Annotated in this window: 18 protein-coding genes; 4 read left to right on the forward strand and 14 right to left on the reverse strand. The window is 72.9% G+C overall.

Going from position 1 to position 24202, the window contains the following annotated elements:
- Nucleotides 1-58: 58 nt before the first annotated feature.
- From FS793_RS03450 to FS793_RS03475, 6 genes are all read right to left on the reverse strand, one after another.
- The gene (locus FS793_RS03450; RefSeq protein WP_144718500.1) at nucleotides 59-1012 is read right to left on the reverse strand and encodes a phosphotransferase enzyme family protein; all 954 of its coding nucleotides are present in this window, start codon (nucleotides 1010-1012) and stop codon (nucleotides 59-61) included.
- Between the two features lie 18 nt (nucleotides 1013-1030).
- The gene (locus FS793_RS03455; protein WP_144718502.1) at nucleotides 1031-2170 is read right to left on the reverse strand and encodes an AAA family ATPase; all 1140 of its coding nucleotides are present in this window, start codon (nucleotides 2168-2170) and stop codon (nucleotides 1031-1033) included.
- A gap of 13 nt (nucleotides 2171-2183) precedes the next feature.
- Nucleotides 2184-2720, reverse strand: a complete 537-nt coding sequence (locus FS793_RS03460) for a mycothiol transferase (protein WP_144718504.1) — start codon at nucleotides 2718-2720, stop codon at nucleotides 2184-2186.
- The gene (gene ligA, locus FS793_RS03465) at nucleotides 2720-5098 is read right to left on the reverse strand and encodes an NAD-dependent DNA ligase LigA (RefSeq protein ID WP_144718506.1); all 2379 of its coding nucleotides are present in this window, start codon (nucleotides 5096-5098) and stop codon (nucleotides 2720-2722) included. Before ligA ends, FS793_RS03460 begins: the two co-directional genes overlap by 1 nt.
- Nucleotides 5099-5296: 198 nt before the next feature.
- Nucleotides 5297-6415: a tRNA 2-thiouridine(34) synthase MnmA gene (gene mnmA / locus FS793_RS03470; RefSeq protein WP_144718509.1), complete on the reverse strand. Its 1119-nt coding sequence runs from the start codon at nucleotides 6413-6415 to the stop codon at nucleotides 5297-5299.
- Nucleotides 6416-6571: 156 nt separating this feature from the next.
- Nucleotides 6572-7699: a cysteine desulfurase family protein gene (locus tag FS793_RS03475; protein ID WP_144718512.1), complete on the reverse strand. Its 1128-nt coding sequence runs from the start codon at nucleotides 7697-7699 to the stop codon at nucleotides 6572-6574.
- Nucleotides 7700-7721: 22 nt separating this feature from the next.
- On the opposite strand from FS793_RS03475, the gene glgX reads away from it, so the two are divergent.
- The gene (glgX, locus tag FS793_RS03480; protein ID WP_144718515.1) at nucleotides 7722-9845 is read left to right on the forward strand and encodes a glycogen debranching protein GlgX; all 2124 of its coding nucleotides are present in this window, start codon (nucleotides 7722-7724) and stop codon (nucleotides 9843-9845) included.
- Nucleotides 9846-9867: 22 nt separating this feature from the next.
- On the opposite strand, the gene FS793_RS03485 is transcribed toward glgX, so the two are convergent.
- Together FS793_RS03485 and glgP are read right to left on the reverse strand one after the other, a co-directional pair.
- Entirely contained in the window at nucleotides 9868-10104 is a 237-nt protein-coding gene (locus tag FS793_RS03485; protein ID WP_144718518.1) for a hypothetical protein, read from the reverse strand.
- A gap of 45 nt (nucleotides 10105-10149) precedes the next feature.
- The gene (gene glgP / locus FS793_RS03490; RefSeq protein WP_144718521.1) at nucleotides 10150-12687 is read right to left on the reverse strand and encodes an alpha-glucan family phosphorylase; all 2538 of its coding nucleotides are present in this window, start codon (nucleotides 12685-12687) and stop codon (nucleotides 10150-10152) included.
- Nucleotides 12688-13303: 616 nt separating this feature from the next.
- On the opposite strand from glgP, the gene FS793_RS03495 reads away from it, so the two are divergent.
- Together FS793_RS03495 and glgB are read left to right on the forward strand one after the other, a co-directional pair.
- Entirely contained in the window at nucleotides 13304-15352 is a 2049-nt protein-coding gene (locus tag FS793_RS03495; protein WP_440130455.1) for an alpha-1,4-glucan--maltose-1-phosphate maltosyltransferase, read from the forward strand.
- Complete coding sequence (glgB, locus tag FS793_RS03500; protein WP_144718526.1) at nucleotides 15349-17499, forward strand: 1,4-alpha-glucan branching protein GlgB; 2151 nt, start codon at nucleotides 15349-15351, stop codon at nucleotides 17497-17499. Before FS793_RS03495 ends, glgB begins: the two co-directional genes overlap by 4 nt.
- Nucleotides 17500-17554: 55 nt before the next feature.
- Here the strand turns inward: glgB and FS793_RS03505 are convergent, their stop codons facing one another.
- Nucleotides 17555-18505, reverse strand: coding sequence for a tetratricopeptide repeat protein (locus tag FS793_RS03505; protein ID WP_144718529.1), 951 nt, complete (start codon nucleotides 18503-18505; stop codon nucleotides 17555-17557).
- Nucleotides 18502-20409 (reverse strand): hypothetical protein, encoded by a 1908-nt coding sequence (locus FS793_RS03510; RefSeq protein ID WP_144718532.1) that lies wholly within the window; start codon nucleotides 20407-20409, stop codon nucleotides 18502-18504. The genes FS793_RS03505 and FS793_RS03510 overlap by 4 nt, the downstream gene beginning before the upstream one ends.
- 131 nt (nucleotides 20410-20540) lie before the next feature.
- On the opposite strand from FS793_RS03510, the gene FS793_RS03515 reads away from it, so the two are divergent.
- Nucleotides 20541-21608 (forward strand): AI-2E family transporter, encoded by a 1068-nt coding sequence (locus tag FS793_RS03515; protein WP_144718535.1) that lies wholly within the window; start codon nucleotides 20541-20543, stop codon nucleotides 21606-21608.
- A gap of 40 nt (nucleotides 21609-21648) precedes the next feature.
- On the opposite strand, the gene FS793_RS16720 is transcribed toward FS793_RS03515, so the two are convergent.
- From FS793_RS16720 to FS793_RS03535, 4 genes are all read right to left on the reverse strand, one after another.
- Entirely contained in the window at nucleotides 21649-21813 is a 165-nt protein-coding gene (locus tag FS793_RS16720) for a hypothetical protein (RefSeq protein WP_313959360.1), read from the reverse strand.
- 124 nt (nucleotides 21814-21937) lie between these two features.
- Complete coding sequence (locus FS793_RS03525) at nucleotides 21938-22576, reverse strand: lytic transglycosylase domain-containing protein (RefSeq protein ID WP_144718541.1); 639 nt, start codon at nucleotides 22574-22576, stop codon at nucleotides 21938-21940.
- A 72-nt stretch (nucleotides 22577-22648) separates the two neighbouring features.
- Complete coding sequence (locus tag FS793_RS03530; protein WP_144718544.1) at nucleotides 22649-23194, reverse strand: DivIVA domain-containing protein; 546 nt, start codon at nucleotides 23192-23194, stop codon at nucleotides 22649-22651.
- 48 nt (nucleotides 23195-23242) lie between these two features.
- Nucleotides 23243-24178 carry a phosphatidate cytidylyltransferase gene (locus FS793_RS03535; RefSeq protein WP_260980001.1) on the reverse strand — a complete coding sequence of 312 codons (936 nt, stop codon included), beginning with the start codon at nucleotides 24176-24178 and terminating at the stop codon, nucleotides 23243-23245.
- Nucleotides 24179-24202: the final 24 nt, after the last annotated feature.

The following is a 24202-nucleotide window of genomic DNA, read 5'->3' on the forward strand; positions in this document are numbered from 1 at the left end:
CCGTCCGCCGTGCTCGGGGTTGACGTCGGTCGTCGCAGACCGCGTGCACGGCGTCCCGTCAGGGCAGCGCGTACCTCGCGGGATCGAGCGTCAGCAGATCCTCGAGGTAGGCGAGGTTCGCCGGCTCCGTCTCGACGCCCTCGGTGAGATGCCACGTGCCCCACTCGAGCAGCATGTACTCGATCGCCGTCGGCCACAGCGCACGCTCGGCGTCGTCGAGCCGCTGGGCGCGCTCGAGGTAGCCGGCGAGGAAGGCGAGCCACTCGTCGCGTGCGAGCGCCCGGCCCGCGCAGCCGGCGTGCTCCAGCGGGAACAGCAGCACCGCGACCGCCAGGTCGAGGATGCGAGGCGCGAGCGCTGCGTTCTCGAGGTCGACGGCGAGCGCGCCCTCGGCGTCGAACAGCAGGTTCGACGCTCGGTGGTCGAGCGAGACGGGCATGTGCGGCAGCCGGGCGGCGCGGACCGTCGCGAGCGTCGCCGGGAAGCGCTCGAGCGCCGCGACCCACGGCTCGGCGTCTGCGCTCGGCCAGTGCTCGGCGGCCGATGCGCGCAGCGCCTCCACGTCGTCCGCGATCGAGTCCGCCGCATCCGAGCCCCACTCGAACGGCGGGAAGCCGTCGATCGCGAGGTCGGCCGAGACCGCGTGCATGGCGCCGAGCAGCCGACCCGCCGAACGGATGTCGTCGACGGAGCCGTCCCACGCGCGTCCGTGCAACCGCGGGTACGCCACCCACGACTCGACTCGCTGCTCGCCGTCGTCGTCGACGACGTCGATCGCGACGGGCGGCAGCAGCGGCTCGACGGTGCGGATGCCGTGCGCCACGAGGGCCCGCTGCCACGCCTCGAGCGCGGGCTGCGCCGATCCCCAGGTGCGCTTCACGACGGCGCGCACGTCGCCGTCCGGCCCGTGCACACGCGCCCACCAGACGAGCGAGTACGGGTGGATCGACTCGGTGCCGTCGATCGTCGCCTGGGCACCGAAGGCCGCGCTGACGCTCGCGTGGACGCTCATGCCCCAAGGCTACGAGCGTCAGCGAGTGGGCCAGTGCCACGCGGGCACGTCGAGCGGTCCCTCGCGGCCTGCGACGAGCGTCTCGCCGTCGTGCTTCTCGAGCTCGATGCGCGCGCCGCCGAGAGCGTCGGCGAGCCGCTGCTGGTGCGTGACGACCACGACCTGCGTCGCCTCCGCCGCCTGCTGCACGAGCGCGGCGAGGGGCTCGACGAGGTCAACGTGCAGGCTGCGCTCGGGCTCGTTGAGCACCACGAGCGTCGGCTTCTCCGCCGAGAGCAGCGCGGCGACGAGCAGCAGGTACTGCAGCGTGCCGTCGGAGAGCTCGGGGGCGGCGAGCGGCCGCAGGAGCCCTGGCTGCTCGAGCGCGACGCTCATGCGGCCGTCAGCCATCGGCAGCAGCAGCCGCGATCCCGGGAACGCGCGATCGACGGCGGCGTGCACCTCGCGGTCCCAGCCCGCCTCGATCGCCGTCTGCAGCACCGCCGCGAGGTTGGCGCCGTCGTCGTCGAGGCGCACGGCACGCGTCGCGACCTGCGGCTGCCGCGCGGGCGCCGACCGGTCGGTGCGCAGCGCGTCGTGGAACCGCCAGCCGCGGAGCATCCGGCGCGCGCCCGCGAGCTCTGCCGCCTCCGCGTGCCCGGCGAGCTCGTCGAGCACCGACGCCCACGGATGCATGCCGGCGGCGAGCTGCTGCCATCCGCCGTCGCCGCGCATGCGCGCGAGCCCGCGCTTGCGGTCCACGAGCACGCCGGCCGGGCGCGGATCGCTGCCCGCGAAGACGTGCTCCTGCTTCATCTCGGGATCGAGGTCGAAGGCGCTGCGCCCCGCGACCGGGATGCCCAGGTCGATCGCGTAGCCCAGCTCGTCGGTCGCGACGCCGAGGCGCAGCGAGACGGGTCCCGAGCGGACCGTGCCCTGCACGGCCCGCCCCTGCGAGGAGCCCTGCTCGGGACCGGCCCAGCGGACGGCATCCAGGCCTCCGACGGCGGCGAGCGATGCGATGACCCGCCCTTCGCCGCAGTCGGCGAGCAGGCGCAGCGACCGGTAGAGGTTCGACTTGCCGCTGCCGTTCGCACCCGTGACGACCGTGGGGGCCTCGAGGTCGACGACGAGGGATCGGATCGACCGGTACCCCTCGATCGCGAGCCTGCGGATCATGCGCCGCTGGGGGTCATGCGCCCAGCAGCCCGCGCACGTACGCCGCCTGGCCCGCGTGCTGGATGTCGTCGTCGGCGACGCTCACGAGTCGCACCGCGAGCGTGACGGGCGGGTCCCACCGCTCGTCGACGACGCGATCGAGGTCGCCGGCGCCGATCGACTCGAGGTAGCCGATCGTGCGCGCGTGCACGGCGGCGAAGTAGCCCAGCAGCGCGTCGACGGACTCGGGGCGCACGGCGGCGACGTCGTCCGCGTCGTGCCCGTAGCCCGTGTCGTCGGCGTCCGGCTCGCGACCGAAGCGGTGCGCCCAGTCGCCCGAGATCCACTCCTGCTCGGCGCCGACGCCGTCCGCGCCCGCGCCGACCTCGCCCATGAGCTCCGAGACGTGGTGGTCCTGCACGCGTGCGAGATGCCACACGAGCCAGCCGATGCTGTTCGCGCCCTCGGCGGGGCGAGCGACGAGCTGCTCGGGCGTCAGCCCTTCGACGGCACGCTGCACCTCCCCCGGGATGCGTCCGTACAGCTCCTGCAGCAGGGCGATGGCGTCCATCAGGCCTCCGTCGTCTCGGTGGTGTCGTCTTCCGCGGTCTCGTCGGCCGCGGCGTCCTCGGGCAGCGCGATGGCGCCCGGTCCCTCGGTGACGAGCAGGTGGAACTGCGCGGCGTCGATGATGCGCACGCCGAGGGCCTCGGCCTTCGTGAGCTTCGATCCCGCCCCGGGGCCGGCGGCGACGTAGTCGGTCTTCTTGGAGACGCTCGAGGCAGCCTTGCCGCCGGCGGCCATGATCGCCTCCTGCGCGCCCTCGCGGGAGTAGCCCTCGAGCGATCCGGTGGCGACGACCGTGAGGCCCGCGAGCACGCCGCCCGCTGCCGCCGCCGCGCCGGGACCGGGGTGGTCGGGCGTCGCGAAGCGCACGCCGTCGGCGCGCCACTGCTCCACGATCTCGCGGTGCCAGTCGACCTCGAGCCAGTCCTTGACGGCGTCGGCGATGATCGGGCCGACGCCCTCGACCTCGGCGAGCTGCTCGCGCGTCGCATCCTCGATCGCCTGCAGCGATCCGAACCATCCAGCGAGCGCCCGCGCGGCCACGGGGCCGACGTGGCGGATGTTGAGGCTGACGAGCTGGCGCCACAGGTCGGTGGTCTTGGCACGCTCGAGCTCTGCGAGCAGCGTCGTCGCCTGCTTCGACGGCTGCGGACCCTCGAGGCCCTCCTTGCGCTCGGCGGCGGTCGGGTTGCGCTGGAACGGCGTGCGGCGCGAGACCTCGTCGGTCTTGGGGTCGCGCTTGGGCTCGCCGGTCTCGCCGTCGCGCACGATGACCTCGATGCCGATGAGGTCGTCGAGCGCGAGGCCGAACAGCCCCGCCTCCGTCACGAGCGGCGGCTGCTCGGGCACCGACGGCTGCGTCAGCGCGGCGGCGGTCACCTCGCCGAGCGCCTCGACGTCGAGCGCGCCGCGGCTGCCGATGTGCTCGACGCGGCCCCGCACCTGCGCGGGGCACGACCGCGCGTTGGGGCACCGCAGGTCGATGTCGCCCTCCTTCATGGGGCGCAGCTCGGTGCCGCAGTCGGGGCAGTCCTTTGGCATGACGAAGGCGCGCTCCGAGCCGTCGCGCAGCTCGGCGACGGGGCCCAGCACCTCGGGGATGACGTCGCCCGCCTTGCGCAGCACGACGATGTCGCCGATGAGCACGCCCTTGGCGACGACGACGTCCTGGTTGTGCAGCGTCGCCTGGCGCACGACCGATCCCGAGACCTTGACGGGCTCCATCATCGCGAACGGCGTCGCGCGACCCGTGCGGCCCACGCTCACGACGATGTCGACGAGCCTCGTGTGCACCTCCTCGGGCGGGTACTTGTACGCGATCGCCCAGCGCGGCGCGCGGCTGGTGGCGCCGAGCTCGTCGTGCAGCGCGAGCTCGTCGACCTTGATGACGATGCCGTCGATCTCGTGCTCGACCGAGTGCCGCTCGCGGCCGTACTGCTCGACGAACTCGACGACGCCATCCACGTCGTCGACGACGCGCAGGTACGGGCTCGTCGGCAGCCCCCAGTCGGCGAGCAGGCCGTAGACCTCCGACTGCGTCGCGACGGGCGGGTCCTGCCACGCGCCGATGCCGTGCACGTAGAGGCGCAGTGCCTGCACGCGCGCGTCGCCCGCCTCGCGGTCGAGGCCGTCCTTCTTGTCGAGCTGCTGCCGCAGGCCGCCGGATGCGGCGTTGCGCGGGTTCGCGAACGCCGGGAAGCGGCGCAGCGCGGAGTCGATGGCCTTCTGCTCGTCGAACTCGCCGCGACTCGCCGCGGGCCGCGACTCCCACCGCTCGCGGGTGAGCTCCAGCTGGCGCGCGCGCAGCCGCTCCTGCAGCTCGTTGAGCGCCTCGAACTCGGCGGACGGGATGAAGACCTCGCCGCGCACCTCGACGAGCGCGGGATGCCCGGAGCCCGAGAGCTCGCGCGGGATGCCCGCGACGCGCAGGGCGTTCTCGGTCACGTCCTCGCCCACGCGGCCGTCGCCGCGCGTCGCGGCCGAGACGAGCACGCCGTGCTCGTAGCGCAGCGCGATGGCGAGGCCGTCGATCTTCAGCTCGCACAGCCACGCGCCCTCGCGGCCCGCCGACGCGACGGTCTTCGCCGCCCACTCGCGCAGCTCCTCGACCGAGAAGACGTTGTCGAGGCTCAGCATGCGCTCGGCGTGCGTGACGGGGTCGAAGAGCGCCGAGACCGTGCCGCCGACGGTCTGCGTCGGCGAGTCCTGGGACTGCAGCTCGGGGTGCTCGGCCTCGAGCGCCTCGAGCTCGTGCACGAGCGCGTCGTAGTCGGCGTCGGAGAGCACCTGGGCGTCCTGCTGGTAGTAGGCGTCGCGTGCCCGCTCGATCTGCTCGCGGAGCTGCTGTGCGCGGTCGTTGGCCGCGTCGAGCGTCGTCGTCATGCCCCCATCCTGCCGCGAACCGCCCACAGGGATCCGGCCCCTTGCCGGATCCGGCGACCGCCCTCGACCATCGACCGGTCGCTCGTGGTGACGACTGGTCGCTCGTGGCGATCGACTGGTCGCCAGTGGCGATCGACTGGTCGCCGGTGGTTGCCACGAGTGACCGATCCCGGCCACGAGCGACCAGTCGGCGATGCCTCAGACGGGCGCGGGCTCCGCGGCGACCGTGCGGTCGATCGTGCACTGGCCGAGCACGCGCGTGCCGAGGTACAGCACGGCCGACTGGCCCGTGGCGACGCCCGAGAGCGGCGCGTCGACGCGCACGACGAGCTCGTCGTCGACGAGGAACGCGGTCGCGGGCACGGGATCGGCGTGCGCGCGGATCTGCACCTCGACCGCGAGGCCCGCATCCGACGTCGCCCCATCCAGGCCCGGGTGCCGCTCCCCCGCCCACGAGACGCGACGGCCGCCGAGCTCGACGACCGCGAGCGCCTCGCGCGGACCCACGACGACCTCGCGCGTCGCCGGCTTGACCTCGAGCACGAAGCGCGGGCGTCCGTCGGGGCTCGGCACGCCGAGGTGCAGGCCGCGGCGCTGCCCGACCGTGAAGCCGTGGGCGCCGGCATGCTCGCCCACGACGGTGCCGTCGCGCTCGACGATCGCACCCGGCGCATCTCCGAGCCGCTCGGCGAGGAACCCGCGGGTGTCGCCGTCGGGGATGAAGCAGATGTCGTGGCTGTCGGGCTTGCTGGCCACGGTGAAGCCGCGGCGCTCGGCCTCGGCGCGCACCTCCGCCTTCGACGGGGTGTCGGCGAGCGGGAACATGCAGTGCGCGAGCTGGTCGGTCGTCAGCACGCCGAGCACGTACGACTGGTCCTTCGCCCAGTCGGCGGCGCGGTGCAGCTCGGGCCCGGATGCCGTGTCGACGACGCGTGCGTAGTGGCCGGTGGCGACGCGGTCGAAGCCGAGGCCGATCGCCCGGTCGAGCAGGGCTGCGAACTTGATGCGCTCGTTGCAGCGCAGGCACGGGTTCGGCGTGCGGCCCGCGGCGTACTCGCCGAGGAAGTCGTCGACGACCTCCTCCTGGAACCGCTCCGAGAAGTCCCACACGTAGAACGGGATGCCGAGCCGGTCGGCGACGCGGCGCGCATCCATCGCGTCCTCGACGGTGCAGCAGCCGCGGGATCCGGTGCGCAGCGTGCCCGCGTTGCGGTTGAGGGCGAGGTGCACGCCGACGACGTCGTGCCCAGCCTCGACGGCGCGCGCAGCGGCGACGGCGGAGTCGACGCCACCCGACATCGCTGCGAGCACCTGCATGCGTCCACGGTACCGAGCCGTGCGCGTCCCTCCGAAGCCGTGACTGGTCGCTCGTGGTCGGGAGTGGTCGCTCGTTGCGACCACCAGTGACCAGTCAGTCGTATCGAGCGACCAGTCGCCGCCACGAGCGACCAGTCATGGATGCGGATGCGCCGCCTACGCCGACGCCGCCCGCGCCGTCGCGATCGCGGCGGGCAGGGCGGCGCAGAGGGCGTCGACGTCGTCGGACGTCGTGGAGCGGCCGAGGGAGACGCGCAGCGGCGCGAGGTGCCCCAGCCCCATGGCGCGCAGCACATGCGACGGCTCCTGCACGCCGGCGGTGCAGGCGGAGCCGTTCGACACGGCGAAGCCGAGGCGGTCGAGCGCGAAGACGACGGTCTCCGCGTCGACGTCGGCGAGGGCGAGATGCGCGATGTGCGGCGCGCGTGCATCCGCGGGCGCCGTCGCCACGACCCCCGGCACTGCCACGCCCGCTGCGAGCACGCGATCGCGCATCCCCGCCAGGCGCGACGACTCCGCCTCCAGCTCCGCCACGGCCTCGGCGATCGCGATCGACGCGAGGTGGGCGCCGAGCACGTCCTGCGTGCCCGAGCGCAGCCCGCGCTGCTGCCCGCCGCCGTGCACGATCGGCGCGATCGGCGCATCCCTGGCCACGAGCAGCACGCCGACGCCCACGGGTCCGCCCACCTTGTGCGCCGAGAGCCCGATCGTCGTCGCTCCCGACGACGACAGCCCCAGCGACCGCGCCGACACCGGCACGTGCCCGAGCGCCTGCACGGCATCCACGTGCATCGGCACGCCGGCCGACCGCGCCGACGCCGCCAGCCCTGCGACGTCCTGCACGGTGCCGATCTCGTTCGACACCCACAGCGCCGTCGCGAGCGCCGCCCCGTCGAGCGCGGCGGCGAAGGCGTCGGCATCCACCACGGCGGTCGACGAGATCGGCACCCAGCGCACCTCGCGTCCGGCAGCCGCGAGCGCCTCGGCGGTGTCGAGCGTCGCGTGGTGCTCGCCATCGGGCACGACGAGCGCTCCGGGGCGCACGCGCGCGATGCCCTGCAGGGCGAGGTTCGTCGACTCCGTGCCGCCCGACGTGAGCACGACCTCCGTCGGGTGCGCGTCGAGCGCGTCGGCGATGCGCTCGCGAGCCTCCTCGAGCAGGGCCGCGGCCCGCTGCCCCGCGCGATGCGTGGAGGCGGGATTCGCGAGCGCCGGCGCGTCGGCCATGGCTGCCAGCACCGACGGCCGCAGAGGCGTCGTGGCAGCGTGGTCGAGGTACCGCATGGCGTCGCCTAGCCTATGGAGCATGGATCGGTTCGTCGGAGACCTCGGTCTCCGGCAGACCGATCGGGGCCACGGCCTGCGCGTGTGGTCGCGCAGCGCGACCGCCATGGAGCTGCGCCTCTTCGACGCGCACGACCTCGACCGCGTCACCGACCGCGTCCCCATGACCAAGGGCGACGACGACGTGTGGAGCGTGGAGTCCGACCTGCTGCAGCCGGGCGTCGCCTACGCGATCGGCGTCGACGGCCCCACCGGGCCGACGCATCGCTTCGACGCGAGCCGGCACGCCCTCCCGCCGCATGCGAAGGGCATCCAGCGCACGCGCTCCGGCGACCATCGCGCGACGGTCATCGACTCGACCTTCGACTGGGGGGACTCGAGGCGCCCGGGGACGCCGCTGGACGAGACCGTCGTGTACGAGGCGCACGTCAAGGGCCTCACGCAGCTGTCGCCGCACATGCCCGAGGAGCTGCGCGGCACGTACGCGGGCCTCGCGCATCCCAGCACCATCGCGTACCTCAAGGACCTCGGGGTGACGGCGGTGCAGCTGCTGCCCATCCACTACTTCCTCTCCGAGCAGCGACTGCTCGGCCAGGGTCGCGTCAACTACTGGGGCTACAACACGCTCTCGTGGCTCACGCCGCACAGCGACTACGCGTCGCGCGCCAACCGCCTCGACGGCACGGGCGGCGTGCTGCGCGAGGTCAAGGGCATGGTGCGCCTGCTGCACGAGGCGGGCCTCGAGGTGTACCTCGACGTCGTCTACAACCACACGGCCGAGGAGGGCCCGGGCGGCCCCGCGCAGAGCCTGCGCCTCATCGACGACGCCTCGTACTACCGGCAGACCGACGAGGGCCACTACATCGACGTCACCGGCTGCGGCAACACCGTCGACTACTCGCTGCCGGCGGCGCAGGCGCTCGTGCTCGACAGCCTGCGCTACTGGGCGCACGACGTGCAGATCGACGGCTTCCGCTTCGACCTCGCGGTCACGCTGGGGCGCGGCGAGGATGCGTCGTTCTCACCCGACCATCCGCTGCTGCGCGCGATCGCGACGGATCCGACGCTGCGCGGCGTGAAGATGATCGCCGAGCCGTGGGACGTGGGCATGGGCGGCTGGCAGGTGGGCCAGTTCGGCGACGGCTGGAGCGAGTGGAACGACGGGTACCGCGACCGCGTGCGGGAGTTCTGGCTCGCCGACCACCGCCGGCTGCGACACGGCGAGGCGGCGAGCACGTCGGTCGGCCCGATCGCGCACGCGATCTCGGGCAGCCAGGGATCGTTCACGGGTCGCCGCGGTCCGCTCGCGAGCGTCAACCTCGTCACGGCGCACGACGGCTTCACGCTCACGGACCTCGTGCGCTACGACGAGAAGCACAACCTCGCCAACGGCGAGGACAACCGCGACGGCACGAACGACAACCGCTCCTACAACCACGGCGTCGAGGGCCGCACCGAGGACGTGGACGTGCAGCTCGACCGGCGTCGGTCGATGCGCAACGTGCTCGGCACCCTGCTGGTGTCGGCGGGCATCCCCATGCTCACCGCCGGCGACGAGTTCGGGCGTACGCAGCGCGGCAACAACAACGCCTACTGCATCGACTCGGCGCTCACGTGGATGCCGTGGATGCGCAAGCCGTGGCAGGACGAGTTCCTCGAGCAGACGCGCAGGCTCATCCGCCTGCGCCGCGAGCATCCCGCGCTGCGCCCCCTCGAGTTCGGTCGCGACGACTACCGCGTCGCCGGCTCGAGCCGGATGGAGTGGTTCAACGCGTTCGGCGCGCCCATGACGATCGAGGACTGGGAGCACGCGCACGACCGCACGGTGCAGTACATGGCGGAGTCGACGCCGATCGACGAGCCGTACTCGCGCGTGCTCGTGATGCTGCACGGCTCGACGCGCGACGCGCAGGTCACGCTGCCGAACGCCGACGGCGTCGAGGCCTTCGAGCTGCTGTGGTCGAGCGCCGACGACCGCCACGACGGCGAGGTGCACGTGCCGGGCGACACCGTGACGGTGCAGCCGATGAGCCTGCGCGTCTACCGCGTGGATGGCGTGCCGGAGTCGGGCGAGCCCGAGGCCGAGCTCGTGGTCATGCGCTCGCGCTCGACGCCGCCGCCTCCCCCGCCGCCGACGATCGGCTGACGCGAGCCCGCGGCGAGCCGCGTCACTCCGCCTCGACGCTGCCCCGTGCGCGCAGCCGCACGCCCGCCCAGAGCAGCAGCGCGCCGAAGGCCACAGCGACCGACATGCTCAGCCAGATCGGGACGCTGCGGACGCCGCCGACCTCGCCGAGCCTCCCCTGCAGTCCTGCGAGCAGGAGTCCGCCGACGCCGATGATCGTCAGCAGGCTGCCGACGATGAGGAGGAGCAACGCGCGCGCACGGCGCCGCCGCGGGGTCATGGGTCGGCGATCGATGGGGCCGACGCCCTCGGGGACCATCGGACCTCAGCCCGCGACGGCGACGAGGCCGAGCTCGGCGGGCGACGCCAGCAGGTCGTGCGCCGGCACGACGCGCACGGCGTAGCCGAAGGTGCCCGCGCGCAGCACGGGCAGCGTCGCGGCGAAGCGGTCGGCCGACGCCGAGGCACCCTCGTGCGCCAGGGCGAACGTGCGCGTGTCGTGCAGCTCTCCCCCGTCGGCCATCAGCCCGCCCACGACCTCGACGCGCACGTCGTCGGGCTCCAGCGCGCCCAGCTCGACGTAGGCGCGCACGTCGATCGAGTCGCCCACGACCGGCGGGCTGTCGACGCCGTCGATCTCGACGTGGAGCACGCGCACATCTTGGAAGCCCTCGCGCACGCGCGTCGTCCACGCCGCGAGCTCGCGCGCCGGCGCGTACCCGTCGGCCGACACGGCGCGCTCGGCCAGCGCGGCGGGCGCGTAGAGGTCGCGCACGTACTGCTGCAGCATGCGCTCGGCGCTCAGCTCGGGGCTCAGCGTCTCGAGCGTGTGCCGGATCGACGCGATCCAGTCGCGCGGCAGCCCGCGCTCGTCGCGGAGGTAGAAGCGGGGAGCGACCTGATGCTCGACGAGGTCGTACAGCGCGGTCGCCTCGAGCGCGTCGCGCGTCGCGGCATCCACGCGCTCGTTGGCCGACGGGATCGCCCAGCCGTTCTGCTCGTCGTGGTGCTCGTCCCACCAGCCGTCGAGGATCGACAGGTTGAGCGAGCCGTTCAGCGCCGCCTTCATGCCGCTCGTGCCGCACGCCTCGAGCGGCCGCAGCGGGTTGTTGAGCCAGACGTCGCAGCCCGGGTACAGGGTCTTCGCCATCGAGATGTCGTAGTCCTCGAGGAAGACGATGCGCTCGCGCACCGCGGGATCCTGCGCGAACCGCACGAGCTCCTGGATGAGCTGCTTGCCCTGCTCGTCGGCGGGATGCGACTTGCCCGCGATCACGAGCTGCACGGGGCGCTCGGGATGCGTCAGCAGCGCCCGCAGGCGCTCGCGGTCGTGGAGCATGAGGGTGAGGCGCTTGTACGTCGGCACGCGGCGTGCGAAGCCGATCGTGAGCACGTCGGGGTCGAGCAGGCGGTCGATCCACGCGGGCGCGGCGCCCTGGTTGCGCTCATGCTGGCGCCGGGTGCGCGTGCGCGCCTCCGTCACGAGCTGCTGGCGCATGTCCCGCCGCACGGCCCACAGCATGTCGTCGGCGAGCGCCTCCGAGCCCCAGTCCGCCTTGGTGGTGTCGCTCGCGCCGAGCACCTCGGCCGCGAGGCGCTTGAGGTGCGGCGACGTCCACGTCGCCGCGTGCACGCCGTTCGTCACCGATCCGATCGGCACGTCGTCGGCGTCGAAGCCCGGCCAGAGCGCGCCGAACATCTCGCGCGAGACGCTGCCGTGCAGCCGCGAGACGCCGTTGGCACGCTGCGCGAGCGCGAAGCCGAGATGCGCCATGTTGAACACGCCCTCGGTCTCCTCGGCGCCGAGGGCGAGCACGTCGTCGGCGTCGATGCCCGGCACGAGCTCGCCGGTCGCGAAGTGGGCGCGCACGAGGGAGGCGTCGAAGCGGTCGATGCCGGCGGGCACGGGCGTGTGGGTCGTGAAGACCGTGCCCGCACGCACGACGCGCAGCGCCTCGGCGAACGAGAGGCCCTCGGCGACGAGCGCGCCGATGCGCTCGAGCCCGAGGAAGCCGGCGTGGCCCTCGTTCGAGTGGAAGACCTCGGGCATCTCGCCGCCCGTGCGCTCGGCGTAGGCGGCGAGGGCGCGCACGCCGCCGATGCCCAGCAGCAGCTCCTGCACGAGGCGGTGCTCGCCGCCGCCGCCATAGAGACGGTCGGCGACGCCGCGCAGCTCGGGCGCGTTCTCGCGGACGTTCGTGTCGAGCAGCAGCAGCGGCACGCGGCCGACGCGTGCCTCCCAGATGCGCGCGTGCAGCGTGCGGTCGCCCGGCAGCGCGAGCGTGACGAGCACGGGCACGCCGTCGTCGTCGCGCAGCACCGTGAGCGGCAGGCCGTCGGGGTCGAGCACCGGGTAGGACTCCTGCTGCCAGCCCTCGGCGGAGATCGCCTGGCGGAAGTAGCCCGCCTGGTAGAACAGGCCGACGCCGACGATGGGGATGCCGAGGTCGCTCGCCGCCTTCAGGTGGTCGCCCGCGAGGATGCCGAGGCCGCCCGAGTACTGGGGCAGGGCGCTGGTGATGCCGAACTCGGGCGAGAAGTAGCCGATCGACCGGGGCGCGCCGTCGAGCGACTGGTACCAGCGCGCCTGCGACAGGTAGTCGTCGAGGTCCTGCGCGAGCGCGTGCACGCGTCCGACGAAGCCCTCGTCGGCCGCGAGCTCGGCGATGCGCTCCTGGCCGACGCGGCCGAGCAGCTGGATGGGGTCGTGCCCGGCGCCGCGCCACGCGTCGAGGGAGACCTCGCGGAACAGCTCGCGGGTGGGCTCGTGCCACGACCATCGCAGGTTCGTGGCGAGCGCCTCGAGCGGGCGCAGCGACTCCGGCAGCGACGATCGGACGGTGAACGTGCGGATGGCCTTCACGTGTGCAGCGTAGCGACGCGGAGATAGCACAGGCGATGGCGACCCGCGATCCCCCGAGACGGTGATCGGACGGATGCGCGGCTTCGATAGCGTGGGCTCCGTGGCGAAGGAGAAGCGCCGAGGCGCGTTCAGCAGGAGGAAGCCCGAGGATGCGGCCGTGCCGTCTCGGGCAGCAGCACCCGAGCCCGTGACGGCGCAGGAGCCGCCGGTCGAGCCGCCGGCGCTCGTCGAGCCGCCGAGGCCGTCGCTCGTCGAGCCACCGGCGACGGACGCGGACCCCGCGCCCGCCGACCCGCCCGCGCTCGTCGAGCCGCCGAAGCCCACGCTCGGCCTGCGGCGCCCGGTCTCGGCACCGCGCCCCGCGTCGACGGCGACGACCGCCGCATCGAGCCTGCCTCCGGTGCCCGCCGAGCCCAGCGTCCCCGCCGAGCCGAGCGTGCCCGCCGAGCCGAGCACGCCGCTGCCGCCTGCGCAGCCGGCGACGCCGGCCGCGCCGCCGGCCCCGCCCGCGCCGCAGGCTCCTCCGGCGACCGACGCGACGGCCGTCCCCGCGACGTCCGCGCCCGCGGTCGAGCCCGTCTCGGCTCCGACGCCGCCCGCCTACGCGTCGACGCCGCTGCCGCCGTCGGCACCGCGCCCGGCCGCGAGCGCCACGACCGCGGCCCCCGCCGCCGCGCCCGATCCCCGCACGCAGGTGCACACCGGGCGCATCCCCGTGCGCGATCTCTTCCCCGTCGTGCCCGGCTCGCCGCATCCCGCGAAGGCCGTCGTCGGGGAGGTCGTGCCGTTCTCGGCCACCGTGTTCCGCGAGGGCCACGACCAGATCGGCGCGACCCTCGTGCTCACGGCGCCCTCGGGCGCCGTGCATCGCGAGGCCATGCGCCTCGTCGCCCCCGGCACCGACCGCTACTCGGCGCTCGCCGCGATCGACGAGCAGGGCATGTGGACCTGGCACGTCGAGGGCTGGAGCGACGACTGGGGCACGTGGCTGCACGACGCCGAGATCAAGATCGGCGCCGGCATCGACGTCGAGCTCATGCTCGAGATCGGCGCTCGCCTCATGGAGCGCTCGATCGCCGACGCGGACGGCCCCGCGAGCCTCGCCGAGGTCGCCGCCGCGCTGCGGGACGAGACGCGCACGCCCCAGGACCGCTGGGCCGCCGCGACCACGCCGACGGTGCGCGCGCAGCTGCAGGAGCATCCGCCGCGCGCGCTCGTGTCCACCTCCGACGAGGTGCCGCTGAAGGTCGAGCGCACGAAGGCGCTCGTCGGCTCCTGGTACGAGTTCTTCCCCCGATCCGAGGGCGCTCGCAAGACGGCGGACGGATGGGTGTCCGGCACCTTCCAGACCGCGAAGGAGCGCATCCCGGCCGTCGCCGCCATGGGCTTCGACGTGCTGTACCTGCCGCCGATCCACCCGATCGGCGAGGTGAACCGCAAGGGGCCGAACAACACGCTGACGCCGGCACCGGGCGACCCCGGCAGCCCATGGGCCATCGGCTCGAAGGACGGCGGGCACGACGCCATCCACCCCGACCTCGGCACGATCGACGACCTGAGGGACTTCGTGGCCGAGGCCGGCAGGCACGGCATCGAGGTGGCGCTCGACTTCGCGCTGCAGTGCGCGCCCGACCATCCGTGGGTCACCGAGCACCCCGACTGGTTCACGCAGCTGCCCGACGGCACGATCGCCTTCGCCGAGAACCCGCCGAAGAAGTACCAGGACATCTACCCGATCAACTTCGACCACGACCCCGCGGGCATCGCGCACGAGACCGTGCGGCTGCTCGAGCAGTGGGTCGACTGCGGCGTGCAGATCTTCCGCGTCGACAACCCGCACACGAAGCCCGTGTGGTTCTGGGAGTGGGTCATCGCGACGATGACCGAGCGGCACCCCGACGTGATGTTCCACGCCGAGGCGTTCACGCGCCCCGCGATGATGCAGACGCTCGCGCAGGTCGGCTTCCAGCAGTCGGTGACGTACTACGCCTGGCGCAACACGAAGGACGAGCTCGCCGAGTACCTCGCGGAGGTGTCGGGCGAGCAGGCGGCGTGGTTCCGGCCGAACTTCTGGACGAACACGCCCGACATCCTCACGGAGTTCCTGCAGTTCGGCGGCGTGCCGGCCTACAAGATCCGTGCCGCGATCGCCGCGACGGCCGTGCCGTCGTGGGCGGTCTACGCCGGCTACGAGCTCATCGAGGACGTCGCACGCCCGGGCTCCGAGGAGAACGTCGACAACGAGAAGTACGAGTACAAGGAGCGCGACTGGGCACGGGCCGAGCGCCTGGGCACCTCGATCGCGCCCTACCTCACGCGCCTCAACCGCATCCGCTCCGAGCATCCCGCGCTGCAGCAGCTGCGCAACCTCACGGTGCACTGGAGCGACGACGACGGCGTGCTCGTGTTCTCGAAGCACCTCGACGGTCGCTTCACGCCCTCGGGCGAGCCCGACACCATCGTGGTCGTCGCGAACGTCGACCCGCACTCGGTGCGGCAGACGATGGTGCACCTGGACCTCGCCGCCCTGGGCCTCGAGCCCGGCTCCACGTTCGAGGTCCACGACCTCGTCACCGACCAGGTGTGGGAATGGGGCGACGACGCGTTCGTGCGCCTCGACGCCTTCGTCGAGCCCGTCCACATCCTGCACGTGAGGCACCCATGACGACCATCGACGACGCGACCCTCGACCAGCTGGCGAGCGGCTCGCATCCCGCACCGCACGACCTGCTGGGTGCGCATCCCGACGGCGACGACCACGTCGTGCGCGTCGTGCGTCGCCTGGCGACCACCGTCGAGGCGCTGCCGGAGGGTGCGGATGCCGTGCCGCTGACGCACGTCGCCCACGGCGTCTGGGAGGGCACGGTGCCCGGCCCCGTCGCCGCCTACCGCGTGCGCACGACGTACGACGACGGCGTCGCGCACGAGGCCGAGGATCCGTACCGCTTCCTGCCGACCGTCGGCGAGCTCGACGCGCACCTGTGGCACGAGGGCAGGCACGAGCAGGCGTGGGAGATGCTCGGCAGCCATGTGCGCGAGCACCAGGGCGTCGCGGGCACGTCGTTCGCCGTCTGGGCGCCCAACGCCCGCGCCGTGCGGGTCATCGGCGATGCGAACGGCTGGGACGGCACCGGGCACGCGATGCGCTCGATGGGCGTCAGCGGCATCTGGGAGCTCTTCGTGCCCGGCGTCGGCCCCGGCGACGCGTACAAGTACGAGCTGCTCACCGCCGACGGCTGGGTGCGTCGTGCCGACCCGTTCGCGCGATTCACGGAGGTGCCGCCGGCGACGGCGTCGAAGACGGGCGTCTCGACGTTCGAGTGGAGCGACGACGAGTGGATGCGCGCACGCGCGCAGTCCGACCCGCACACGGGACCCATGTCGGTCTACGAGATGCACTTCGCCTCGTGGCGACCCGGCCTGTCGTACCGCGAGATGGCCGATCCGCTCATCGCCTACCTCGACGAGACGGGCTTCACCCACGTCGAGTTCCTGCCGCTCGCCGAGCACCCGTTCGGCGGCTCGTGGGGCTACCAGGTCACGGGCTACTACGCGCCGACGAGCCGATTCGGGCATCCCGACGACCTCAAGTACCTCATCGATCGCCTGCACGGCGCCGGGTACGGCGTCATCGTCGACTGGGTGCCCGCGCACTTCCCGAAGGACGAGTGGGCGCTCGCGCGCTTCGACGGCACGCCGCTGTTCGAGCACGGCGATCCGCGACGCGGCGAGCAGCTCGACTGGGGCACGAACGTGTTCGACTTCGGCCGCAGCGAGGTGCGCAACTTCCTCGTCGCGAACGCCGTGTTCTGGCTCGAGGAGTTCCACGTCGACGGCCTGCGCGTCGACGCCGTCGCGTCGATGCTCTACCTCGACTACTCGCGCGCCGAGGGCCAATGGCTGCCGAACGAGCACGGCGGTCGCGAGAACCTCGAGGCGATCTCGCTGCTGCAGGAGGTCAACGCCACCGCCTACCGGCGCTGCCCCGGCATCGTCATGATCGCCGAGGAGTCGACGTCGTGGCCCGGCGTCACGCGCCCCACCGACCAGGGCGGCCTCGGCTTCGGCCTGAAGTGGAACATGGGCTGGATGCACGACACGCTCCGGTACATGCAGGTCGACCCCATGTACCGGTCGCACCACCACCACGACATCACGTTCTCGTTCCTCTACGCGTTCTCGGAGGCCTTCACGCTGCCGATCAGCCACGACGAGGTCGTGCACGGCAAGGGCTCGCTGCTGGGCAAGATGCCCGGCGACCACTGGCAGCAGCTCGCGTCGGTGCGCGCCTACCTCACGTTCATGTGGGCGCATCCCGGCAAGCAGCTGCTCTTCATGGGGCAGGAGTTCGGGCAGCCGAGCGAATGGAGCGAGGCGCGCGGGCTCGACTGGTGGATCCTCGACCAGCCGGCCCACCAGGGCCTGCTGCGCCTCGTCGGCCGCCTCAACCGCGTCTACCGCGAGCACGAGGCGCTGTGGGGCCGCGACTCCGAGCCGGCGGGCTTCGAGTGGGTCGACGGCGGCAACTCGTCCGACAACGTCGTCGCGTTCCTGCGGCACGGCCACGACGGCAGGCCCATCGCGGCGATCCACAACTTCTCGGGCAAGCCCGTGCACGACTACCGCATCGGCCTGCCGGAGGCGGGCGCGTGGACGGAGATCGTGAACTCGGACGCGACGGAGTACGGCGGCTCGGGCGTCGGCAACCTCGGCACGGTGCATGCCACCGACGAGCCGTTCGGCGGCCGTCCCGCGTCGGCGACGCTCACGATCCCGCCGCTCGCCGGGCTGCTGTTGACGCCGCAGCGCTGACCCGCGACGACGAAGGCCCCCGACCAGCGGTCGGGGGCCTTCGTCGTGCTCGGGCTCAGTACAGCAGCGTCGTCAGCCGACGGCGAGCCGCGGCGACGCGTGCGTCGTCCGCACCGACGATCTCGAAGAGGTCGACGAGTCGCAGGCGCACGTCCTGCCGCTGCTCCCCCGCCGTGGCTGCCACGAGGTCGAGCAGCCGCGCGAAGGCGTCCTCGACGTGGCCGCCCGAGACGTCGAGGTCGGCGACGAGCATCTGCGCCGCGACGTCGTCGGGCGCCGCCGCGGCCGCCTCACGGATGCCGTCGGCCGTCGTGCCCTGGAGGCGCTCGAGCAGTCGCACGTTCGCGAGCCCGGCGACGGCCTCGCCGTCGCGCGGGTTCGCGACGATCGCACGCTCGTACGCGTCGATCGCGGCGACAAGGTCGCCGCGGTCGAGGGCGTCGTGCGCCTCCTGGTGCAGCGGCGGCAGCGGCGGCTCGACGGGCTCCTGGGGCTCGTCGCCGGCGTCGCCGACGGGCAGGCGTCCCGTGACGCCCTCCTGCGCAGCGAACGCGAGCACCTGCTCGAGCACGTCGGCCACCTGCGCCTCGGGGATCGCGCCCGTGAAGAGCGCTGCGGGGCGGCCGCCGATGACGGCGGCGACGGTCGGGATCGACTGCGCCTGGAAGGCCTGCACGAGCTGCGGGTTCTGGTCGGCGTCGACCTTCGCGAGCACGATGCGGCCGGCGTAGGCCGTCACGAGGCGCTCGAGGATCGGCGTGAGCTGCTTGCACGGGCCGCACCACTCGGCCCAGATGTCGATGACGACGGGCACGGTGCGCGACAGCTCGACGATCTGCGCGAAGTCGGCGTCGCCGACGTCGACGATCACGCCGACGCCGGCCTGCGGCGCCGCGGCACCGTCGACGGGCGCGGGCTGCTGCGATGCCGCCGGACGCGCATGCCGCGCGGCCAGGCCGGACAGGTCGACGGCCCCCGCCATCGACGCGGGCAGACGATCGGTCATCCCTGGACCTCCTGGACGTCGATGAGCGCGTAGGCGTAGCCGAGCAGCACGAGCGGCTGCTCGGTACCGTCGTCGGACTTCGGCGGCACGTAGAAGAGCGCCTGGATCTGGTACGAGGCCGTGAGCCCCGTCGTCGAGCTCTCGACGGGCGACAGCGCCGCCTGGGCGCCCTCGCCGGGACGCACGGTCACGCCGTCCTCGCGCGGGATCGACGTCGTGGACTCGACGAACGAGGTCGCCACGTAGGCGCCGCCGTCCGCGTCGGCCACGAGTGTGACGGGCGCCTGCTCGTCCTCGGCGTCGGCGAAGGTCACGTCGACGGTCTGGCTCGTGTCGGCCGCGAGCGTCTCCTGCTTGTCGTCGTAGCCGACCTGCTGCTGCAGCGAGTCGTTGTCGGCGGGGAACCGCGGCGACCACGACGAGTTCGAGCCGTTGATGAGCACGTCGCCGTAGGCCGACGAGATGAACTCGGGCGCGAGCTCGAGCAGCGGCGTGTTCGCCGGCAGGCCCGGCGCGCCGACGTCGGCGGAGGCGCCGGTGAGCTGATTGCCCGACTCGAGGCGGAACTGGTACACGAGCCGGTAGTCCTCGCGCGGCGCATCCTGCACGAACACGAGCGCCGACTGCGCCTGCGTCTCGTCCTGCCAGCCCACCACGGCCATGACCGACCGCGGCCACACCTCGCTCTGCTGCGGCAGCAGCAGCTGGATGTCGCCGTCGGGGATGCCCGTCGCGGCCGCGATGCTCCCGTCCGCGGCACGCACGGTGTAGTTGACGAGGCGGGCGTCGAGCTGCGGGCCGCCGAGGCGCTCGGCCGCGAGGGTGCCGTCGAGCGTCTCGTCGGCCTGCGCGACGACCTCGCGCGTGTCCTCGAGGATGCGCTCGAACTGGCGCACCGTCACGGCAGCCGGCGGCAGCGTGTCCTCCAGGCTCGTCGGCTCGGGCGAGCCCGACGGCGTCGCCGACGGCTGCGCGAGGTCGGGCCAGTACTGGGGGCCGCAGCCCGTGAGCAGCGCGGCACCCATCGCGATCGGCACCACGAGGCGGATGCGGCGCAGCGTCGCGCGGCGTCGCGGCGTCGCGCGACGCTCGGTGCGGCGGGCGTCGTCGGCGGGCGTCTCGGGCTCGTCGGCCGTCGACGTCCCGTCGGCCGGCGCCGCATCGCCGGCTGGCGCGTCGTCGGGTGCGGGGGCGGAGCCAGGCTCGATCGCCTCCGGCTCCGGTGCGATGGGCAGGCCGCGCCTCGCGCCGCGCTGGATCTCGCGACGCTCTCGACGCGAGGGCGCCGGCGACAGTCGACGCTGCGGGCCGCGGTGCTTGCGGTGCGTGCGCACCGCGAGGAGCAGCAGCAGCAGCGCGAGCGCGGCGAGCACGAACCCGGCGGTCATGAGGGGGCCGAACAGCGGCATCGAGCGCTCGTTCGGCCAGTCGACGCGCACGTCGCTCGGGGCGGCCGCCGTACCGTCGGCGACGATCGCCACCGAGTAGTCGAGCGGCGCGGCGAGCTCGAGCTCGAGCTCGCCGTCGCCCGTGACCTCCTGCACCCAGAGGTCGCTGCCCGCGATGGCGGGCACGGTCGCCTCGCCGCCGGTCGTGACGTCGAGGCCGAGCTGGCCGTCCTCGACCACGACCGTCGAGTGGTCGCCCTCGCCGATCCAGCCGAGCACGTCGCTCGTGCGGCCGACGACGGCCGTGATCGACCCGTCGCCGCTGGCGGTGATCGTCTGTCGGCCGTCGTGCGTCGCGAGCACGTCGCCGCCGAGCACGAGCACGGGGGTCTCCACCGCCTCCTGCAGCTGCTCGGTGATCGTCTGCGGCGGAGCCCAGATCGTGCGCTGCCCGATGGCGAGCGCGAAGCAGGCTACGGCGAGCACGAGGCTGACGGCCGAGAGCAGATATCGCATGCAGGTTCCCTCCGCGCGGCGACGGATTCGTCGAGCCGCGCACGTCCGACCAACCAGGGTACCCGAGCGCCACCGGCGCGTTCCAGTCGGGATGCGCCGAGCACGCGGCATGCGGCACCTATGCTGGCGGAATGAGGGTGAAGGGTGCATTCCAGATCGGCCTGCTCGGCGGGCTCGGCGTGCTGCTGGCGATCGCGATCGCGGGCGCCCTCGGTCAGATCTCCTCGGTGCTCGTGTACGCCTTCGCCGCGATCTTCCTCGCGCTCGGCATCGACCCGATCGTGCAGTTCCTCACGCGGCACCGCTTCCCCAGATGGCTCGCGGTGCTCACGGTCATCGTCGTGATCCTCGGGGCGTTCGTCGGCATCGTGCTCATCGTGGTGCCGCGCATCGTCGACCAGTTCGCGACCCTCGTGCAGGGCATCGTGACGGCCTTCCAGGACGGCCTGCTCGACGACATGCTCGACTGGGCGAAGGCGACGTTCCCAGGCGTCGACTGGCAGGGGATGATCGACGACACGCTGCAGGCGCTGCAGGATCCCGACACCTACGCATCGCTGCCCCCGCAGCTCGGCAGCGTCGTCACGACCGTGATCGGCGCCGTGGGCGCGACGGTCGCCGCGCTCTTCGGCGGCTTCATCGTGCTCGTGCTCATGCTCTACTTCATGGGCTCGCTGCCGGCGCTGAAGTCGGCCATGTACCGCCTCGTGCCGGCCTCGAAGCGCCCCACGTTCATCCGCATCGCCGAGCAGATCATGCTCGCGGTCGGCAAGTTCGTCACGGGCCAGTTCGCGCTCGGCCTCTGCAACGGCATCCTGTCGTTCGTCATGCTGTCGATCGTCGGCTCGGAGCTCGCGGTCGTCTACGCCTTCATCGCCTTCCTCGCATCGACGATCCCGCTCGTCGGCACCATCACGGCCTCGGTCACGATCTCGCTGCTCGTGCTGCTGCTCGACGGCCCGCAGACGGCGCTGCCCGTCGCGATCTACTACGCGGTCTACATGCAGGTCGAGGCGTACGTCATCAGCCCGCAGATCATGAACCGCGCCGTGAAGGTGCCGGGCGTGGTCGTGGTGCTCGCGGCCCTCACGGGCGGCACGCTGCTCGGCATCCTGGGCGCGCTCGTCGCGATCCCCGTCGCCGCCGCGATCCAACTCATCCTCAAGGAAGTGGTCATCCCACGGCAGGACGCGCTCTAGCGCTCCACCGGCCGCTCCCCCGCGCTCCGACGCCGCGTCGTCAGGCGACGCGCCAGCAGGCGCTGTGCCAGTGCCGACGATCCTCGACGGCGCGGTCGCCGAAGATGCTGTCGTCGCGCCACACGACGACGTGGGCAGTGCCCGGCTCGACGAGCTGCGCGCAGCCCGGGCATCGGTAGGCCTTCTGCGCGTTCGTCGCGCTCATGGGCTGCACCTTCCAGGCGAAGCCCATGCGGGTCTCGGTGCGCAGGGCCCCGACCAGGATGCGGTCGACGTCGAGCGGGACGTGCTCGGTCGGTCGGCGCCGTGGCCTGCGCCCGGCCACGGCCTCAGTACCAGCCGACGGACTCGGAATGCGCCCATGCGCCGCAGGGCGTGGAGTAGCGGCCGGCGATGTAGCCGAGGCCCCATGAGATCTGCGTCGCGGGGTTCGACTGCCAGTCGGCGCCCGCCGTGGCCATCTTCGAGCCGGGCAGGGCCTGCGGGATGCCGTAGGCGCCGCTCGAGACGTTGTGGGCGTAGACGTTCCAGCCCGATTCGCGCTGCCACAGGTTGAAGAGGCACGAGTACTGGTCGTCGCCCCATCCGCGGGCCAGCACCATGTCGCGCGCGACGGCCTGCGCCGAGCCCGGGTCGGGCGCAGCCGCGGCAGGCAGGGAGATCGCAGCCGCCGACGACGACGAGGAGCCCGCGGCCGCCGCGGTGGGCGTCGGGGTGGGCGTCGGCGTGGGCGTGGGGCTCTCGACCAGCAGGTCGTCGCGCTGCACGGCGTCGCCGGAGCCCGTGACCTCGCCGATGCCCTGCGCCAGCTGGTTCTCGCTCGCGAGACCGTCGTCCTGGGCGTAGGTCGCGACGTTCGGATCGACGATCGACACGGCGACGAAGGCGCTCGCGGCGACGAGGGCGGCGATCGACACGATGCCGCGCGTCCGCGTGCGTCGCGCAGGGGCATCGGTACGAGAGAACATGGCGGTCGAGACTATCACGACCAGGTAACGACGACCGAGCCCGGCCGTCGCCGACGGTCGCCCGCGAGCGGATCAGCGCACGGCGAGCATGAGCGACACGACGGAGTCGAGCACGAGGTCGACCTGGTCCTCGTCGTAGCCGCCGCGCTGCGCCGTGAACTGCACCGTGCGCACCTCGCGCGGCGTGATCTCCGGGCCATCCTCGAGGTAGTCGGCGAGGCGTGCGGCGAACGCGTCGACCTCGGCGATGCGGTAGCCCTTCGTGAGCGAGCCGACGCGGCGGAATCGCTCGCCATCGACGCGCTGCAGGCGCGCCAGCGTCTCCTCTGCCTGCGTGCGGATGCTCTCGAAGAACGCCGCCTCGCCCTGCGCGGCGATGCCCCGCTCGCGCTCGCGGTTCGCGAACGCCTCCTCGAGGCGCTCGAGCGCCGCGTCGACGTGCGCCGGCGAGTAGCCGGACTTCGCGAGGGCGAACGACGCCTGGCGGATCTGGGAGGAGTCGAGGGCGGTCGGCGAGTCGCTCGCATAGGCGCGGCGTGCGTCCTCGAGGAAGTCCTCGACCTGCTCGATGTCGTAGCCGAGCTGCCCACGGCGGACCTTCGGGAACGTGGCGCTCATGCCTCGCATCCTCTCACGCTCGTCATGCGTCGCCGACGCCCGAGCGCGTCACAGGGCTGCGAGTCGCGCGATCTCGTACAGCGCGTACATGACGACGGCGCTGGGCAGGCTCGAGTCGAGGCGGTCGAGGAAGCCGCCGTGGCCCGGCAGGAACGTGCCGATGTCCTTGATGCCCAGGTCGCGCTTGATGAGCGACTCCGCGAGATCGCCGACCGTCGCGGTCGTGAGGATCGCGAGCCCGATGATGGCGCCGTACCACCAGGGCACGTCGAGCGCGAGGATGCCGTAGCCGATCGCCGCGGCGACCACGAGCACGCCTGCGCCCGCGAAGCCCTCCCACGTCTTGCCAGGGCTGATGCGAGGGGCGAGCTTGGTGCGCCCGAACAGCACGCCCGACGCGAGCGCGCCCGTGTCGTTCACGATGGCGAGCACGAGGAACCCGAGCGTCCACCATTCGCCGTGCTCCTGCTTCGTGAGGAGCACGGAGAAGGCACCGAGCACGCCGCAGTAGGCGATGCAGAAGGCGCTCGCCGAGATGTCGGTCGCGATGGCGCGGGCGCCCGTGCGGGTCGACGGGGCGACCGCGACCTCGACGAGGCGGTAGATGGCGATGACCGCGATCGACAGCAGCGTGCCGTACCAGAGGCCCGCAGCGCCCCAGAACCACGTCGCGCCCTGCAGGCCGACGCCGAGCACGACGAGCGGGATGCGCGGCACGTCGCGCCCGGCGAAGCGCAGCGCGCTCGCGAGCTCGTACAGCGTGAACGCCACGAGCACGCTGCAGAAGACGACGTAGAGCCCCTTGAACAGCAGCAGGCTCGCGAGCAGCAGCACGCCGAGCACGACGCCCAGTCCGATCGCGACCGGCAGGTTGCGTCCGGCGCGCGCGTTGGCGCGCTCGTTCGCAGCCTCGATCTGCTCGCGGGCAGCATGGATCTGCGCCTGGATCTGGGCTTCGATCCGATGCGGGTCGCGCTCTGCCACGCGTGCCTCTCCTGGGTGCGTCGG

The sequence above is a fragment of the Agrococcus jejuensis genome (assembly GCF_007679035.1).
GTDB classification, from domain to species: Bacteria; Actinomycetota; Actinomycetes; order Actinomycetales; family Microbacteriaceae; genus Agrococcus; species Agrococcus jejuensis_A.

Bases quoted from the DNA above. Each gene is read 5' to 3' on its own strand.
- FS793_RS03450 (WP_144718500.1), bottom strand. From the start codon at position 1,012: ATGAGCGTCCACGCGAGCGTCAGCGCGGCCTTCGGTGCCCAGGCGACG.
- FS793_RS03455 (WP_144718502.1), bottom strand. From the start codon at position 2,170: ATGATCCGCAGGCTCGCGATCGAGGGGTACCGGTCGATCCGATCCCTC.
- FS793_RS03460 (WP_144718504.1), bottom strand. From the start codon at position 2,720: ATGGACGCCATCGCCCTGCTGCAGGAGCTGTACGGACGCATCCCGGGG.
- ligA (WP_144718506.1), bottom strand. From the start codon at position 5,098: ATGACGACGACGCTCGACGCGGCCAACGACCGCGCACAGCAGCTCCGC.
- mnmA (WP_144718509.1), bottom strand. From the start codon at position 6,415: ATGCAGGTGCTCGCAGCGATGTCGGGTGGCGTCGACTCCGCCGTCGCC.
- FS793_RS03475 (WP_144718512.1), bottom strand. From the start codon at position 7,699: ATGCGGTACCTCGACCACGCTGCCACGACGCCTCTGCGGCCGTCGGTG.
- glgX (WP_144718515.1), top strand. From the start codon at position 7,722: ATGGATCGGTTCGTCGGAGACCTCGGTCTCCGGCAGACCGATCGGGGC.
- FS793_RS03485 (WP_144718518.1), bottom strand. From the start codon at position 10,104: ATGACCCCGCGGCGGCGCCGTGCGCGCGCGTTGCTCCTCCTCATCGTC.
- glgB (WP_144718526.1), top strand. From the start codon at position 15,349: ATGACGACCATCGACGACGCGACCCTCGACCAGCTGGCGAGCGGCTCG.
- FS793_RS03505 (WP_144718529.1), bottom strand. From the start codon at position 18,505: ATGACCGATCGTCTGCCCGCGTCGATGGCGGGGGCCGTCGACCTGTCC.
- FS793_RS03510 (WP_144718532.1), bottom strand. From the start codon at position 20,409: ATGCGATATCTGCTCTCGGCCGTCAGCCTCGTGCTCGCCGTAGCCTGC.
- FS793_RS03515 (WP_144718535.1), top strand. From the start codon at position 20,541: ATGAGGGTGAAGGGTGCATTCCAGATCGGCCTGCTCGGCGGGCTCGGC.
- FS793_RS16720 (WP_313959360.1), bottom strand. From the start codon at position 21,813: ATGAGCGCGACGAACGCGCAGAAGGCCTACCGATGCCCGGGCTGCGCG.
- FS793_RS03525 (WP_144718541.1), bottom strand. From the start codon at position 22,576: ATGTTCTCTCGTACCGATGCCCCTGCGCGACGCACGCGGACGCGCGGC.
- FS793_RS03530 (WP_144718544.1), bottom strand. From the start codon at position 23,194: ATGAGCGCCACGTTCCCGAAGGTCCGCCGTGGGCAGCTCGGCTACGAC.